The organism is Stenotrophomonas sp. Marseille-Q5258 (assembly GCF_946900935.1).
GTDB classification, from domain to species: domain Bacteria; phylum Pseudomonadota; class Gammaproteobacteria; order Xanthomonadales; family Xanthomonadaceae; genus Stenotrophomonas; species Stenotrophomonas nematodicola.
Genome location: NZ_CAMPPN010000015.1, coordinates 104,072 through 120,743, shown reverse-complemented (window position 1 = coordinate 120,743; position 16,672 = coordinate 104,072). Strand labels below are relative to the sequence as shown.

Here is a 16,672-nt window from a genome sequence, read left to right as displayed (position 1 = left end):
CATCCGGATGAAGCGATATATTATCTTGGCGTGATGACCCCGTGTGATGCAAGTCCCATCACGTGCGGGCATCAGCTGATTGCCGACGGTGATCTGCGCGGGAGACGGATGTCCTGCACGCTTCTTCCCCTGCACGCCCTGTTTTCTGGAGTTTTCGCAATGACGTCCCATGCCTTTCTGCTCGCTCTGGTCCTGGCGGCCACCGGCTGTGCCACCGCCGCTCCTGCGGCCCAGCCGGCTGCGCCTCCGCCGGCCACCGCCACCCTGCAGGGCGACGCCGCGCGTCCCGATGCCGCAGCCGGGTGGGTGCGCAGCGAGCTGTACTTCGGCGTGGGCGAGGAAAGCGGCGCCTCCGAGCGCAGACAGACCGATGCGATCAGCGAGGCGCAGTGGCGCGACTTCCTGGACACCCAGGTCACCCCGCGCTTCCCGGATGGCCTGACCGTGTTCGATGCCTACGGCCAGTGGCTGTTCCGTGGCGCAGCCGAGCCCAACCGCCTGCGCACCAAAGTGCTGGTGGTCCTGCACGAGAACACCCCGCAGCGCCGTGCCGACATCGAGGCGATCCGTCTGGCATGGAAGCAGGCCACCGGTCACCAGTCGGTGCTGTGGGCGCAGCAGGCGGTTGACGTGTCGTTCTGACATTGGGCGCCACCGTGGCGCGGCGGGGAACGATGATGAATCACTGGGACGGATGGCCGCTGGCACTGCTGCTGGCGTTGGCAGCACCGGGTGCGCACGCGCAGGCGGCGGGCCAGGACACGCTGCGCGCCGAGGTCGCCGCTGGCGTGTGGCTGCAGGCGGAGGTAGAGGAGGGCGGCGATATCACGGTCGCGCTCGCGCCGTCGGGTACGCGGCAACGGCTGCCGGGTGCGCCCGACGTGGATGGGCAGTCGCGCCTGTCGGCCGAGGACGTCGATTTCGACGGATGGCCGGAGCTGGTCGCGCGGGCCTCGGTGGGCATGGTCAACGAAGCGGTGGCGGTGTATCGCTACGATCCGCGGCAGAAGGCGATGCAGGCGCTGGCGCCAACGCCCCACGACGATGCGCAGTGCGGCGGCCTGATGGGGCTGACCGTGGACGCGCCCAACCGTACGTTGAGCAGCAGTTGCCGCAGCGGCGCGGTGTGGTACGTGGATCTGTACCGCTACGACGGCCCGCGTCTGCATCTGTACCGTGCGCTGCGCTTCATCCACGGCAGCGATGCGTTCGAGCAGGTGCTGTTCGTCAGGCAGACCGCAGATACCGGCCCGTTCGCGGTGTGGAGCACCTACGATGCGCAGGGCGCTGTCGTGGAGACGGCGATTGCCGACGGCCTGGTGACGCCGGCATCCACCGGTCGCCTGTCGCCGTTCAGCGGCACGGTGGTGCCGGCGCGGCTGCCGCTGCATGCCCGGCCGGGCGAGGGACGCACCTCGCGCTATCTGCTCCGCGACGATCGGGTGGAACTGCTGGACGAACGCGATGGCTGGGTAAAGGTGCGTTACCACAACCCGACCCGGGGCGATGTGCTGGGATGGGTGAACGCGATGCCGTGAGTGCGCGCACGCCCACACGAGTGTCACCTGCCGGGGTCTAGGCTGATGGTTTCCCCCCGGTAGTGGATGTCCGTCATGAGCAAGCGCGTTGCCGAGATCGTGGTTGAAACCCTGCAGGCCGCCGGTGTCCGTCACTGCTACGGCATCGTCGGCGATACCCTCAACCACGTCACCGATGCCATCCATCGCAGCGACATCGACTGGGTGCACATGCGCCATGAAGAGGTAGCCGCGTTCGCGGCCGGTGCCGAGTCGCTGATCAGCGGCAGGCTCACTGCCTGCGCCGGGTCCTGCGGGCCGGGCGGGCTGCATTTCATCAACGGCATCTTCGAGAGCAACCGCAACCGTGCGCCGATGGTGCTGATCGCCAGCCAGGTGGTCACCCCCGAGCTGGGCATGGAGTTTCCGCAGGAAGTGGATTTCAAATCCGTGTACGCCAGTTGCAGCGTGTTCTGCGAGCAGGTGTACAGCCCGCAGCAGGCGCGCCGCGTGGTCACGCTGGCCTGCCAGGCGGCGATCAGCCGGCGCGGCGTGGCGGTGGTGATCCTGCCGGCCGACATCAGCGAAGCCGAGGTCAAGCACGATCCGCCGTTCTCGGTGCATTACACCCAGCCGGTGCTGCGCCCCTCGGACGATGAACTGCAGCGCATCGCCGCGCTGATCGGCGAGGGCAAGCGGATCGGCATCTATGCGGGGGCCGGCTGCGAGCACGCGCACGACCTGCTGGTGGCGCTGGGCGAGCGGCTCAAGGCGCCGATCGCGCACACCTCGCGCGCCAAGGACTTCGTGGAGTACGACAACCCGTACAACATGGGCATGACCGGTATCTTCGGCATCGAGTCGGGCTACCACACGCTGATGGCCTGCGACACGCTGCTGCTGCTCGGCGCGGACTTCGCCTGGGGCCAGTACTACCCGGACAAGGCCACGTTGATTCAGGTGGACCGCGACGGCAGCCATCTGGGGCGTCGCCATCCGGTCGATGTGGGGGTGGTCGGCGACATCGGCCCGACCCTGCAGGCCTTGCTGCCGTTGCTGCCCGAGCGCGACGACCGCAGCTTCCTTGACGAGTGCATCGGCCATCGCGACAAGGCGCTGGCCACGCGGGCCAAGGAAGAGGAACCCGGCGAGGGCACGCTGATCCATCCGCAGCACCTCACTGCGCTGATCGACCGGCACGCCAGTGATGATGCGTTGTTCACCGCTGACGGCGGCTCGCCGATGGTATGGATCCTGCGCCACATCCGCGTCAACGGCCGCCGCCGCACCCTTACCAGCCTGCTGCACGGCACGATGGCCAACGCGATGCCGCAGGCGCTGGGCCTGCAGAAGGCCTATCCGGGCCGGCAGGTGATCTCGCTGTCCGGGGACGGCGGCATCGCCATGCTGCTCGGCGACCTGCTCACCGCGGTGCAGGAGAACCTGCCGATCAAGGTGGTGGTCTACAACAACAGCTCGCTGAATTTCGTCGAGCTGGAGCAGAAGGTGGAAGGTCTGCTGGACAACTACACCGACCTGAAGAACCCCGATTTCGGCCGGCTGGCAGAGGTGATCGGCTTCTACGGGCGCACCGTGACCCGCTCGGAGGACCTGGAGCAGGCCGTGCAGGACGTGCTGGCGCACCCCGGCCCGGCGCTGCTGGACGTGCACACCAGCCCGACCGAACTGGTGATGCCGCCGCAGGTGGAGGCCAAGCAGGTGGCCGGTACCGCGCTATATGCGGCCAAGGCGCTGCTGAGCGGGCGGGTGAGCGATGTGCGTGACCTGCTGGCGAACAACTTCCTCAACAAGCCCTGAGGCGGGCGGGCGTCACCACCGGTGGTAGTGCCGGCCGCTGGCCGGCTCCCGATACCGTCGGACGGATGCCATCGCCGCCTGGGTCACGCGTACACCCCGGCGTTCCACCCATGCACCTGTTAACGGGGGGCGCGTAGCCCTACCATCGGCTACCCCCCACCTGCAGGCCCCCACATGCCCGCTTCCGCTCCGGTCCGCTCCGGGCCTCGCTGGTTCGTCGCCGGCGACTTCAATGGTTTCTTCGGCCTGGTGGTCGACAATCTGTCGATCCTGGGTTTCATCGCGATGGCGCTGGTCGGCATCTTCCAGTTCCCGGCCGACGTGGTGTTCGGCCGCATGTTCCCGGGTACCGCCTTCGGCGTGCTGGTCGGCAACGTGCTGTACACCTGGATGGCGCGGCGCCTGGCGGCGCGCACCGGGCGCGATGACGTCACCGCGATGCCGCTGGGCCTGGATGCGCCGACCAGCATCGGCATGGCGCTGCTGGTGCTCGGGCCGGCCTTCCTGGCGTTCAAGGCGCAGGGCCTGGCGCCGCACGACGCGGCGATCGCCACGTGGCAGCTGGGCATGGCCTCGCTGGTGATCATGGGCGTGCTCAAGGTCATCCTGTCGTTCTTCGGCGAGGCGGTCACCCGCGCGCTGCCGCGCGCGTCACTGCTGGGGTCCATCGCCGGCATCGCGATCGTGCTGATGGGCTTCCTGCCGTTGCTGGAAACGCTGCGCTCGCCGATCGTCGGTTTTGTCACCCTCGGCCTGCTGCTGTACGTGCTGATCGCCAAGCGCCGCCTGCCGATCCGCGCGCCGGGCGTGCTGGTGGCCTTCGTGTTCGGCACGATTCTCTACTACGGCCTGGGTCTGGCCGGGCTGGGCGCGCCGGGCTTCCATGTGCCCGAGTGGACCGCGCCGCAGATCGTACTGCCGTGGCCCACGCTCGGCTTCATCGATGGCCTGCCCACCGCGCTGACCTACCTGCCGCTGCTGCTGCCGTTTGGCCTGCTGATGGTGGTGGGCGGCATCAACGTGTCCGAGAGCGCGCGTGCGGCTGGTGACGACTACCGTACCCGCGACATCCTGCTGGTCGAGGCGGTGGCCACGCTGGTGGCCGGCTTCTGCGGCGGTGTGGCGCAGACCACGCCGTACATCGGTCAGCCGGCCTACAAGCACATGGGCGCGCGCAGCGGCTACACGCTGCTGACCGGTCTGTTCGTGGGTGTCGGCGGCATGCTCGGGGTGATCTCCGGGCTGGTGCAGTGGCTGCCACTGGCGGTGCTGGCGCCGATCATCGTCTACGTGGCCATCGACATCACCACCCAGGCCTTTCAGGCCACGCCGCGCGAACACGCCGGGGCGATGGTGCTGGGTTTCCTGCCGTCGGTGGCCTACCTGCTGGCGATCAAGGCCCCGGGCTGGATCGCGCCGGAACAGCTGGCGGCGATGACCACCACCCTGGACGGGCATGGCCTGCCCGAACTGGCGGTGATCTTCACCCTGGGCAACGGTTTCATCATCACCTCGATGCTGTGGATCGCTGCCGTGGTGGCGATGATCGACGGCAGACTGCTGCGCGCCTCGGCGTTCCTGCTGGTGGCCGCAGCGCTGACCCTGTTCGGCCTGATCCACTCGGTGGACCCGCGCGGCGGCATTTACCTGCCGTGGCAGCTTGCCGGGCTGCCGAAGATCATCAGCTGGCAGTTCGCCGGGGCGTATGTGGCGTTGGCGGGGCTGCTGGCGCTGCTGTCGCTGCAGAAGGATCAAGGGCGTCACGACCCGCGGTCGTGACCTGCCGTTCCGCGTCAGTCTTCCCCATCCAGTTCGGGGTAGTGGCGGAAGATGCCATTGGTGTTGAACGCCAGGCGGCGCCCGGAGGCGAGGTAGGCGGCAATGGTCGGGCGCCGCTCCACCCGTTCCTGCAGGGCGCGCAGCAGCGGCAGCGACGGCCATAGCGCCTGCATGCGGCGCGGGAACATGTAGTCCAGGCCGGACATCAGCTGGAACAGGGATAGATCCACGTAGGAATGCTCACGCAGCGGATGCCGCCCGCCGTTGTGCTTGAGCACGTTCTCGAAGTAGCCCAGGAACCTGGGCAGGCGTTCGGCCCGCATTGTGGCAGCGCGGGCCTTGGCTTCGCGCATCTGGTCTTCGTAATACTGCGACGCGGCGATCGGGTGATGGGTGTCGTGTACTTCAGCCACCAGGTCGGCGATGGTCGCCTGCAGTTGCAGGGCCTGCTGGCGGCGCGAGGCCGCATCGGGGACCAGGCCGAGTTCGGGCGCAAGCAGGTCGAGAATCGCGCTCACCTGCGCCACGACCTGTCTGCCGGTCCGCACGAACGGCGGCGCGAACGGCTGCAGGCCGTCCATCCTGCCATCCAGGAACGGCTGCATCACCGCATCCCCATGCACGCGCGCCATGTCGGTGTAGGCCGCGCCTGCGTCTTCCAGCGCCAGCCGGATGAACTCGCCACGGCCCTGGATGCCGGTCCAGTAGTACAGTTCGTAATGCATGCAGAAACTCCGCAGTACCCGCCTGCAGCTTCGACGCCTGGGCCGAAAGCGGGTGTGATCGTCGCGTCACAGCGTCTGCAGAAACGCCTGGATGGCCTGCAGTTCATCGCGCGTGAGCTGCAGCGGCTGCAGCTGCGGGTCGGGTGCAGGGAAGGGGCCGTGGGCGCCGCTGCCGGTGCGCGGTCGCCGTTTGCCGCCACCGACGTTGTAGAACAGCAGCACCGCGTCCAGCCGGGCGATCGCCCCGTTGTGCATGTACGGCGCGGTGCGCGCCACGCCGCGCAGCGAGGGGGTGCGGAAGCGGCCGCTGTCGGCTGGATCGCCGGTGACCTCGTAGCGGCCCAGGTCCTGGCGCCTGCCGCCGTGGAAGTGCAGGCCCAGATTGTGGAACCCGTGGTCGGTCAGTGCGGGTCCGCTGTGGCAGTTCATGCAGCGGGCCCGCGTGCGGAACAGGTGCAGGCCCTGCAGCTGCAGATCGTCGAGCTGGTCGTGGCGACCGGAAATGAACCGGTCCAGGCGCGAGGGCGGCGGTGCCAGACTGCGCTCGAACGCGGCAATGGCCTGGGCGAGCTGGCGGGTCTCGATGCGGTCATTGCCGAACACGGCGGCGAACGCACGGCGGTAGGTGGCATCGCCGCGCAGGCGGGCGGCAGCCGCGTCGGCGCTGAAGGCCATTTCCTTCGGATCGGCGATCGGCAGCAGCGCCTGATCTTCAAGCGTGGCGGCACGGCCATCCCAGAACAGCCGCTGCAGATGGCCGCTCATGGCCACGCTGGGCGCGTTGCGACGACCGGCCTGGCGGTCGTGCCCGAACGACACGCGGCGGCCATCGGCAAACGCAAGATCGCGTTCGTGGCAACTGGCGCAGGCGATCTGCCCCGAGCGCGACAACTGCGGGTCGTTGAACAGGCGCTGGCCCAGCGCCACCTTGGCCGGGGTGGTGGGATTGTCCGGCGGCGCCACCAGGCCGGGCAGCGGTCCCAGCTCCTGCCAGGCCACGCCGGCGTCCACCTGGGGCGCCGGCCAGCGCGTGCTCGGCTGGGCATACGCCTGGCGCAGGCACGCCGGTGCCGGCAGCGTGCCGGCGGTGGCGAGCTGCCGACGGCAGTCGGGGTCCACCGCCGGCAACGCGATCGACGCGGCGCGGCTGCCGCCCAGCAGCGCGGCGCCCAGCAGCGTGGCGAGCAACAGGTGCCGGCCCGGGCTCAGAACGAGCAGCCCAGTTCCAGCCAGAAGCTGCGGCCCGGCTCGTAGTACGCCGTGCCGGCAACGCCGCTGGTCAGGTTGCTGCGGTTGAGCACGTTCTGCGCCTCCACCCGCACATACGCCTCCTGGTCACGCAGCAGCGCACGCCGGTACTCGACTGACGCGTCCCAGGTCCAGGTACCGGAGAACTGCTGCCGCGTCAGGTTGGGCACTGACACACCGTCGATGGTCTCGGGGCGTCCGGTGGCAATGCCCTGGTAGCCGGCGCGGTAGCTGAAACTGTTGTTCCAGGTCAGCCCAAGCGCGGGCAGCTCGGTGCGCGTGCCCAGCCGTGCGCTCCACGGGCGCAGGTAGTCGGTGGCCGGCAGCTGGTGGCGGTACATCAGCTTGCCTTCGTAGCGCACCAGCTCATCCATCAGCAGCGTGTCTTCGTAACTGTTGTAGTTGCGCTTGACGTCGGTGTGGTCGGCCGCCAGCTGCCAGCTGTTGCGCGTGCCGAGGAACGTCCACGGTTCCCGCGAGGCGACGGTGAGGGTGGCGATGCCGGCATCGCTGCGGCCGTCGTTGGTGTATTCGAAGGTGTTGCGGTTGTAGAGCGTGGCATCCAGCGGCTCACCGATCCGGCGGCGGAGCACGTCGCGCCGGCTGCGGCGGTCGACATATTTCGCGCTGATGCGCAGCCCGGCCACGCGCTGGTCCAGGCCCAGCGACCATTCGTCGGCATAGGGCGAATCCAGATCGCGCAGGCGGTTGGTGGCCACGTTCCAGGTCCCCACCACATCCTCCCAGGCGGTGCTGGCGCTGCGCCGGGTCCTGCTCTCGCGCAGGCGCTCGCGCCCATCGCGCAGCAGGTAGGCGAAGAAGCTGCGGCCGTAATAGCGGTTCACGCCGGCGTTGATGCGGGTGTCCTCATCACCGAACACATCCCAGCTCACCGCCAGACGCGGCGACAGGTTGGTCTGGTTGAACACGTTGTCGCGGTCCAGGCGCAGGCCCGGCCGCACGCTCCAGTTGCCGATGCGGATATCGTCCTGCAGCCAGGCCGCGTATTCCTCGCCACTCACCGAAAATTCGCCGGCGTGGAAGAGCTGCAGCATGCTCAGGTACTGCCCGTTGCCGCTGCCATCGAGCAGCGGCGACAGCGAGCAGCTCACGCTGTCCACGCGGCCGTCGCTGAGCGTGCAGCTGCGCGTGGCCACCGCGTTCTGGTACACGTACTGGTCGTTGAGGCGCTTGTAGTTGGCATCGCGGCGCTGCACGCTCAGCCCGCCCTGGACGTCGTGCGCGGTGCGGCCCACGGTCACGGTGTCATGGGCGACGGACAGGGTGTAGCCGAGCTTGCGGTCGTGCTGGTCCACGCTGCCCCAGCTGCCCTCGCTGCTCACCGCGGCCACGCCCCAGTCGAACGCCTGGGAAGGGCGCCAATGGCGCATGGTGGTCTCCTCGCTGCGCCGCGACGACTCCAGGTCGCTGTAGCTCAGCCGCTGCGACAGTGTCCAGGCACCGTGCCGCCAGACCGCACTCAGGTTGGCAGTGGGACCGCCGGATTTCAGGTCGAACCAGGAGTTTTTGGTGTTGGCGATGAAGTAGCGGTCATCGGTGGGCGCGTAGCCCAGCCCCAAGCGCAGGTCCAGGGTGTCGCTGCTCCAGTCCAGGGCGATCGTGGCGGCGGTGTTTTCACGGGTCTGGGTGCGCTGGTTGACGTCGTTGCCGGTGGTTGAGCGGCCGGCCGTGTAGGCCCGCAGCGGAATCTCCGAGCGGCTGCGCACCACGGTGCCGATGATGCCCAACCCGCCCTGCGTGCGGCCCTCCAGCCGCGCGCCCACGCGGTACTTGTCGTAGGCGGGCTGGTAGGCCAGCGTTGCCGATTCTTCGTAGGTGGTGTCCTGGGCCGGGTTGGTGATGATCTGGTCCCACGCCGAGCGCGCCATCCGCATCCACACTTTGCCGGCGAACGCGTCGCTGGCGACGCGTGTGCGCGCATCGACCACGCCGCCGGTGAAGCCGCCGTAGGGCGCCGGCACGTTGGCGTCGTAGACCGTGAGCGATTCCAGCAGGTCCACGTCCACGGCGATGCCCTGCGCGGCGCTGGGAACATCGGAGTTGTGATTGGTGTTCTCGGTCGTGCCCACCGCGGTGGCCACCGGGTCGAGATCGTTGTTGAAGCTGGCACCGTCGAGCAGGAACAGGTTCTGGTAGTACGGCGCACCGTTGATGGAGAAATCGTCCGGGCGGATCTCGCCCATGTTGCGGGTGGTGCGCGAGCGGTCGCTGAACTGCACGGCGGGGTTGCCGCGCAGCGCGGTGGCGATGTCACCGTTGCCTTTCACCTGGGCCTGCAGCGCGTGTTCGTCCAGGCGCGTGCCCTGGCCGTAGGGAAGCTGCGAGGGCAGGTAGGTCGAGCCGGCGCTGGCCTCCACCCGCAACGCCGGCATGGGCGCTCTGCCGGAGGCGCGTTCCACCGTATAGCTGCCATCGGCCCGGCGGCGCGCACGCAGGCCGCTGCCGCTCAGCAACTGACTGAAGCCGGCCTCCACCGACAGCCCGTCGGCCACCGGCGGCGCGCTGCGCCCGGCGGCGAGCGCGGGATCGAAGGACAGCGCCACGCCGTGCTGGCCGGCGAAGCTGGACAGCGCCCGCCCGAGCGGCACCGCGGCTGGCTGCAGCTGCGTTTCTTCCGGGGCGGCGGCCACGAACAACGGGGTGGCGAGCAGGGCGAGGGTCAGCGCGCTGGTGGTGAGAAAACGCGGGGATCGGGTCATGGTGGATTCGGTTGGAATGCGGGGTTCCTGTCCTTGCCCCGCGAACGCGCGAAAAGTGTCACCGGCCTGTCGGGCCCATCGGTCAGCGCGGCTCGATCAGTACCCACCAACCGCCGGGTGCGCGTCGCACCCGCACGGGGTAGGTCGCCTCCAGCATCGCCAGACTGCGCTCGGTGTCGTCCAGCGGAAAGGCGCCGGACACCGGCAGCGTGGCGATCGCCGGGTCGCAGCGCAGGCGTCCGTGGCGGTAGCGGCCCAGGTGCGCCAGCAGCGCGGCCAGCGGCATCGCATCGGCGACCCGCATGCCGGTCGTCCAGCTGGTGACGGTGTCGTCCAGCGCCTCGAGGAGGTGGTTGCCGTGCCCATCGAACCGTGCCTGTTCACCGGCCACCATCCGCCAGGCGGGGCCGGTGCCCGCCTGGATCGCCAGTGCGCCTTCCAGCAGGGCAGCATGGGTGTATCCGGTGTCCACGCGCACGTTGAAGCGGGTGCCGAGCGCGGTGATCCGGCCCTGCGACGTCTGCACCGCGAAGGGGCGGGGCGGCATGTGGGTGTCCGTGGTGGTCTCCACCAGGACTTGGCCCTGGTGGAGGTCCAGCGTGCGCTGGCGTGCATCGAGGTGCAGCGAGAGACGGGTGCCGGCATCGAGCACGATCCTGCTGCCATCGGGCAGGCGTGCCTGGCGGCGTTCGCCGATGGCGGTACGCAGCGTGGGGCTGTCCGCGGCAGGGTGCAGCAGGTGCCAGGCCAGCCACGCGCCCGGCGCCAGCGCGAGCCACGCGCCGAGGTGTTTGATCGCGGTGCGCCGCCGCGCGCCGTGCGGCCGCCCGAGCACGGGCAGCGCCGCGGCAGCCGGCACCTGCCCGAGCAGGGCCTGCAGGCGCTGCGCGCGCTGCCACGCACGGGCGTGCTCGGGATGCTGCGCGCACCACTGGTCGCAGGCGCGGCGCACGCCGGCACTGTCGTTGTCATGCAGGCGCAGCAGCCACTCCGCCGCCTGGCCGAGGATTTCCGGGGCGATCGCTGCGTCGCCGCCGGCAGGCTCAGAGGGCATGCGCGAGGCAGCCGACGAGGGCGCGTTTCATGTGCCGCTTCACTGTGCTCAGCGACAACCCCGTGCGTACCGCGATGGCGTCGTAGCGCAGCCCGTCGAACTGCGCCAGCAGGAACACCTGGCGTACTGCGGTGGGCAGACCGTCGAGCATGGCATCGATCTGCTGCAGGGCCTCGCGGACCACCCACTGGTCCTCCAGCGACGGCACCACCGCTTCGGGCAGCGCGGCGAGATGCTCCAGCCACGCGCGCTCCAGCGACTGGCGACGGAACCAGTTGGCGGCCAGGCCGCGCGCTACCGTGGTGAGGAACGCGCGCGGCTCGCGCAGCGCGGCGAGGTCGCGATCCTGCAGCAGCCGCGCAAAGGTGTCCTGGGTCAGGTCGGCGGCGGTCTCGCGGCATCCCACGCGGCCGCTCAGCCAGCCCTGCAGCCAGCAGCGATGGTCCCGGTAGAGGACGCCTAGGAACTCACGTTGTGCCTGCATCGAAGGGCGCCGGTGGTGTGGCCCGGACAGGGCTCGGGAACCAATGGGAATGAGAACGATTCGCAAGTATTGCAGTATGGCGGCTGTATTGCCAGCCCCGGATTGTCTTGAATCACTGCGCGACAACCGCATATCCGGTACATCTGCCAGCCACGCTGGCCATTTCACCAGAGAGGATCTCCCCATGCGGATGGACAAGCTCACCTCGCGTTTCCAGCAGGCGCTGGCCGACGCGCAGTCGCTGGCCGTGGGCCGCGACCACAACATCATCGAACCGGTGCACGTGTTCTCGGCACTGCTGGACCAGCAGGGCGGCAGCACGCGCCCGTTGCTGTCGCAGGCCGGCGTCAACGTGCCGGTGCTGCGCGAACGCCTCAACGAGGCGATGGATGCGCTGCCCAAGGTATCCGGGCAGGAAGGCAACCTGTCGATCGGCAATGACCTCAACCGGCTGCTCAACAACACCGACAAGCTGGCCCAGCAGCATGGCGATGCGTTCATTGCCAGCGAATGGTTCGTGCTGGCTGCCGTGGATGATGGTGGCACGCTGGGCATGGCGCTGCGCGCAGCCGGCGCCGACAAGGCCCGCATCGACGCGGCCATCGACAAGATCCGTGGCGGCGAGAGCGTGCAGTCGGAGAACGCCGAAGACCAGCGCCAGGCGCTGGAGAAGTACACCATCGACCTGACCGCGCGTGCCGAGAGCGGCAAGCTGGACCCGGTGATCGGCCGCGATGAAGAGATCCGGCGCACCATCCAGGTCCTGCAGCGCCGCACCAAGAACAACCCGGTGCTGATCGGCGAACCCGGTGTCGGCAAGACCGCCATCGTCGAAGGACTGGCCCAGCGCATCATCAACGACGAAGTGCCCGAGGGCCTGCGCGGCAAGCGCGTGCTGTCGCTCGACATGGGTGCGCTGATCGCCGGCGCCAAGTTCCGTGGCGAATTCGAGGAACGCCTGAAGGGCGTGCTCAACGACCTGGCCAAGAGCGAAGGGCAGGTGATCCTGTTCATCGACGAGCTGCACACGATGGTCGGCGCGGGCAAGGCCGATGGCGCGATGGACGCCGGCAACATGCTCAAGCCGGCGCTGGCACGTGGCGAACTGCACTGCGTCGGCGCGACCACGCTGGACGAGTACCGCAAGTACATCGAGAAGGACGCCGCGCTGGAGCGCCGTTTCCAGAAGGTGTTCGTTGGCGAACCCAGTGTCGAGGACACCATTGCGATCCTGCGCGGGCTGAAGGAAAAGTACGCGGTGCATCACGGCGTGGAAATCACCGACCCGGCGATCGTGGCGGCCGCGACGCTGTCGCACCGCTACATCGCCGACCGCCAGTTGCCCGACAAGGCCATCGACCTGATGGACGAGGCCGCCTCGCGCATCCGCATGGAGATCGACTCCAAGCCGGAGGAGCTGGACCGTCTGGAGCGTCGGCTGATCCAGCTGAAGATCCAGCGCGAAATGCTCAAGAAGGAAAAGGACGAGGCATCGCGCCAGCGTCTGGCTGATCTGGAGAGCGACATCGATACGCTGGAGCGCGAGTTCTCCGATCTCAACGAGATCTGGAAGTCGGAGAAGGCTGCGTTGCAGGGCGCGACGAAGATCAAGGAGCAGATCGAGCAGGCCAAGCTGGAGCTGGAATCGGCGCAGCGCCGCCAGGATTTCGGCCGCATGAGCGAGATTCAGTACGGCCAATTGCCGCAGCTGGAGAAGCAGCTGGCGGCCGCGCAGGAAGCGGAGAACACCGAGTTCAAGCTGGTGCAGGACCGGGTCACCGCCGAAGAGATTGCCGAGGTGGTCTCGCGCTGGACCGGCATCCCGGTCAACCGCATGCTCGAAGGCGAGCGCGACAAGCTGCTGCGCATGGAAGATGTGCTGCATGAGCGCGTGGTGGGCCAGGAAGAGGCGATCAAGGTCGTCTCCGATGCCGTGCGCCGTTCGCGCGCGGGCCTGTCCGATCCGGACCGGCCCAGCGGCTCGTTCCTGTTCCTGGGGCCGACCGGCGTGGGCAAGACCGAGCTGTGCAAGGCGCTGGCCGAGTTCCTGTTCGACAGCAGCGACGCGATGATCCGCATCGACATGAGCGAGTTCATGGAGAAGCACAGCGTGGCACGCCTGATCGGTGCGCCCCCGGGCTATGTGGGCTATGAGGAGGGCGGTTACCTGACCGAGGCGGTGCGCCGCCGTCCGTACTCGCTGATCCTGCTCGATGAGGTGGAGAAGGCGCATACCGATGTGTTCAACATCCTGCTGCAGGTCCTCGACGATGGTCGCCTGACCGATGGACAGGGCCGCACCGTGGACTTCCGCAACACCGTCATTGTGATGACCTCCAACCTGGGCTCGCACCAGATCCAGGACATGAGCGGCGACGACAGCCCGGAGGCGTACACGCAGATGAAGGCGGCGGTGATGGGCGTGGTGCAGGCGCACTTCCGTCCGGAGTTCATCAACCGGCTGGATGACATCGTGGTGTTCCACCCGCTGGACAAGGCGCAGATCAAGCAGATCGCCAAGATCCAGATGGTCGGTCTGGAGAAGCGCCTGGCCGAGCGTGGGCTGCGCATCGAGGTCAGCGACGCGGCGTTCCAGTTGCTGGGCAACGTCGGCTTCGATCCGGTGTATGGCGCCCGTCCGCTGAAGCGTGCGATCCAGGCGCAGCTGGAAAATCCGCTGGCGCAGAAGATCCTGTCCGGCGAGTTCCTGGGGGGCGACACGATCCGGGTCGATGCCGCCGAGGGCAAGCTGGTCTTCACCAAGGGCTGAGCCGGCACGCCCCGCGCACCGGCCCGGTGGAGTCTGCTACCGGGCCGGTGCCGCGTGTGGCGGTGCGCGGCCCACGTGCCGCATATCACCGCAGCGCCTAAGCGCATGCGTGATCGGCATGAGCACGTGTGCCTGGGCGTGCCGGCGCTCGGGTATCGTCCGGGTTCAACCGGAGGAGGCACGATGAGCGAGCACGGCAGTCCCGACCCGCAATGGAAAGCGGAAACCATCGCCGTGCACGGCGGCTACCGGCCCGACCCGACCACCCGTGCGGTGGCGGTGCCGATCTATCAGACCGTGGCGTATGCCTTCGACGACACCCAGCACGGGGCCGACCTGTTCGACCTGAAGGTGCCGGGCAACATCTACACCCGCATCATGAACCCCACCACCGATGTGCTGGAACAGCGCATCGCGGCGCTGGAAGGCGGCGTGGGCGCGCTGGCGCTGGCCTCGGGCCAGGCGGCGATCACTTATGCGATCCAGACCATTGCCGAGGCCGGTGACAACATCGTCTCGTCCAGCACGCTGTATGGCGGCACCTACAACCTGTTCGCGCATACGCTGCCGCAGTACGGCATCCAGACGCGCTTCGCCGATCCGGACGATCCGGCCTCGTTCGGCGCGCTGATCGACGAGCGCACCAAAGCGGTGTTCGTGGAGTCCATCGGCAATCCCCGCGGCAACATCACCGACATCGAAGCGATTGCGGCGGTGGCCCATGCGCACGGCGTGCCACTGATCGTGGACAACACGGTGGCCACGCCGTACCTGCAGCGTTCGTTCGATTTCGGCGCGGACATTGTGGTGCATTCGCTGACCAAGTACCTCGGCGGCCACGGCACCAGCCTGGGCGGCGCGATCGTCGATTCGGGCCGGTTCCCGTGGGCCGAGCACGCGCAGCGCTTCCGGCGGCTGAATGAACCGGATGTCAGTTACCACGGCGTGGTCTATACCGAGGCCCTCGGTCCGGCCGCCTACATCGGCCGCGCCCGCGTGGTGCCACTGCGCAACACCGGTGCGTCGCTCTCGCCGTTCAACGCCTTCCTGATCCTGCAGGGCATCGAGACGCTGGCGCTGCGCATGGATCGCATCAATGCCAATGCGCTGGCCGTCGCGGAGTTCCTGCGCGACCACCCCAAGGTCGACTGGGTGAACTACGCCGCGCTGCCCGATCATCCCGACCACGCCCGGGTACGGAAGTACCTGCGTGGCCACGGGTCCGGCGTGCTGACCTTTGGCCTGCCCGGCGGCCGCGTGGCGGGCGCGCGCTTCCTGGACGCCCTGCAGCTGTTCACCCGGCTGGTGAACCTGGGCGATGCAAAGTCGCTGGCAACCCACCCGGCATCGACCACGCACCGCCAGCTGGACGCGGCCGAACTGCGCCAGGCCGGGGTCAGCGAGGACACCGTGCGCCTGTCCATCGGCATCGAACACATCGACGACCTGCTGGCCGACCTGCGGCAGGCGTTGGCAACCGCGTAGAGGTGGTACCCACGGCGACCGGTGCGGGCCGGTCGCCGTGGGGTTTTGCCCGGCCCGTCTGCGTGGCTGGTCTCGACCGCACGCGGGCGCTACGCTCTGGCGGTCCTCCACCCATTGCGCAAGATCGGCCACGCGCAGGGGCAGGACACGACGCATGCTGAGCGCCACCCCGACATGGAGCCCGCCATGAGCCGCATCGCCCAGGTACGCCAGCACCACGGTATCGACCGCGTCATCGCCCATCTGCAGGCGTGTCTGCGCGCCGGTGAGCCACTTCCCGATCTGGACGCGCTCGCCGCGATCGCGCACCAGTCTCCGTTCCACTTCCACCGTCTGTACCGTGCGCTGACCGGGGAAACGCCCGGGCGCACCGTGGCCCGATTGCGGTTGCTGCGTGCGCTGCAGCTGCTGGGCCAGGCCGACAGCCGGGTGACGGCCGTCGCCCTCGCCGTCGGCTTTGAAAGCCCGCAGGCACTGGCCCGGGCCTGCCGCCAGGCGTTGGACGCCACGCCGAGCGCGCTGCGTGATGACACCGCCCTGCGCGAGCGTTGGCAGAACGCGCTGCTGCTGCCCGCCGGCGACCATGCGGCGGAGGCCGTGCCGCTGCAGGTCACGGTGACCACGCTGGAGCCATTCGACGTGGTGGCACTGCGCACGCAGGGTGCGTTCGATGATCTGGACCAGGCCTTCGGCGCGATCTACGCCTGGGCGGCGGAGCAGGGGCTGGCCACGCAGCTGCAACAGCTGGTGGGGGTCGCGCTCAACGACCATCGCGACGTTCCTGCCCGCGCCTGCCTGTTCGACTGCGGCATGGGCTTCGGGCACGCGCCGGAAGGGCTGCCCGCGCCGCTGCGTGCGCTGACGCTGGGCGGCGGCGACCATGCAGTGCTGCGCCACGTGGGCAGCTATGCGGGGCTGGAGGCGGCCACCGACGCGCTGCTGCGCCAGTGGCTGCCCGACAGCGGGCGCGCGCTGCGCGACGCGCCCCTCTACTACCACTACCTGGACGACCCGGAAGACGTGCCCGAGGCGATCCTGCGCGCGGACATCTGCGTGCCGCTGCGCTAGCCCT

Annotated in this window: 12 protein-coding genes; 7 read left to right on the top strand and 5 right to left on the bottom strand. The window is 68.8% G+C overall.

Annotation, left to right across the window (positions count from 1 at the left end; translation table 11 throughout):
• Window positions 1-159: 159 nt before the first annotated feature.
• From OC534_RS11810 to OC534_RS11795, 4 genes are all read left to right on the top strand, one after another.
• Window positions 160-642: a DUF3574 domain-containing protein gene (locus OC534_RS11810; protein WP_017356846.1), complete on the top strand. Its 483-nt coding sequence runs from the start codon at window positions 160-162 to the stop codon at window positions 640-642.
• Window positions 643-674: 32 nt separating this feature from the next.
• Entirely contained in the window at window positions 675-1,538 is an 864-nt protein-coding gene (locus OC534_RS11805) for an SH3 domain-containing protein (RefSeq protein WP_262071832.1), read from the top strand.
• Window positions 1,539-1,613: 75 nt separating this feature from the next.
• Window positions 1,614-3,335 (top strand): thiamine pyrophosphate-dependent enzyme, encoded by a 1,722-nt coding sequence (locus OC534_RS11800; RefSeq protein ID WP_262071831.1) that lies wholly within the window; start codon window positions 1,614-1,616, stop codon window positions 3,333-3,335.
• Between the two features lie 174 nt (window positions 3,336-3,509).
• Complete coding sequence (locus OC534_RS11795) at window positions 3,510-5,114, top strand: hypothetical protein (protein ID WP_262071830.1); 1,605 nt, start codon at window positions 3,510-3,512, stop codon at window positions 5,112-5,114.
• Between the two features lie 14 nt (window positions 5,115-5,128).
• Here OC534_RS11795 and OC534_RS11790 read toward each other — a convergent pair whose 3' ends face one another.
• From OC534_RS11790 to OC534_RS11770, 5 genes are all read right to left on the bottom strand, one after another.
• Entirely contained in the window at window positions 5,129-5,839 is a 711-nt protein-coding gene (locus tag OC534_RS11790) for a glutathione S-transferase (protein WP_017356842.1), read from the bottom strand.
• 66 nt (window positions 5,840-5,905) lie between these two features.
• Window positions 5,906-7,027, bottom strand: coding sequence for a cytochrome c peroxidase (locus tag OC534_RS11785; protein WP_262071829.1), 1,122 nt, complete (start codon window positions 7,025-7,027; stop codon window positions 5,906-5,908).
• Between the two features lie 17 nt (window positions 7,028-7,044).
• A complete protein-coding gene (locus tag OC534_RS11780) occupies window positions 7,045-9,807 on the bottom strand; it encodes a TonB-dependent receptor (protein WP_262071828.1) in 2,763 nt (920 codons plus the stop codon).
• A gap of 82 nt (window positions 9,808-9,889) precedes the next feature.
• Window positions 9,890-10,861, bottom strand: coding sequence for a FecR family protein (locus OC534_RS11775; protein WP_153164689.1), 972 nt, complete (start codon window positions 10,859-10,861; stop codon window positions 9,890-9,892).
• Window positions 10,851-11,345, bottom strand: a complete 495-nt coding sequence (locus OC534_RS11770) for a sigma-70 family RNA polymerase sigma factor (protein ID WP_262071827.1) — start codon at window positions 11,343-11,345, stop codon at window positions 10,851-10,853. Before OC534_RS11770 ends, OC534_RS11775 begins: the two co-directional genes overlap by 11 nt.
• A 184-nt stretch (window positions 11,346-11,529) precedes the next feature.
• On the opposite strand from OC534_RS11770, the gene clpB reads away from it, so the two are divergent.
• From clpB to OC534_RS11755, 3 genes are all read left to right on the top strand, one after another.
• Window positions 11,530-14,115 carry an ATP-dependent chaperone ClpB gene (gene clpB / locus OC534_RS11765; protein ID WP_017357573.1) on the top strand — a complete coding sequence of 862 codons (2,586 nt, stop codon included), beginning with the start codon at window positions 11,530-11,532 and terminating at the stop codon, window positions 14,113-14,115.
• A 183-nt stretch (window positions 14,116-14,298) separates the two neighbouring features.
• The gene (locus tag OC534_RS11760; protein ID WP_017357572.1) at window positions 14,299-15,600 is read left to right on the top strand and encodes an O-acetylhomoserine aminocarboxypropyltransferase/cysteine synthase; all 1,302 of its coding nucleotides are present in this window, start codon (window positions 14,299-14,301) and stop codon (window positions 15,598-15,600) included.
• 186 nt (window positions 15,601-15,786) lie between these two features.
• Window positions 15,787-16,668 (top strand): AraC family transcriptional regulator, encoded by an 882-nt coding sequence (locus OC534_RS11755; protein WP_166473364.1) that lies wholly within the window; start codon window positions 15,787-15,789, stop codon window positions 16,666-16,668.
• Window positions 16,669-16,672 lie beyond the last annotated feature (4 nt).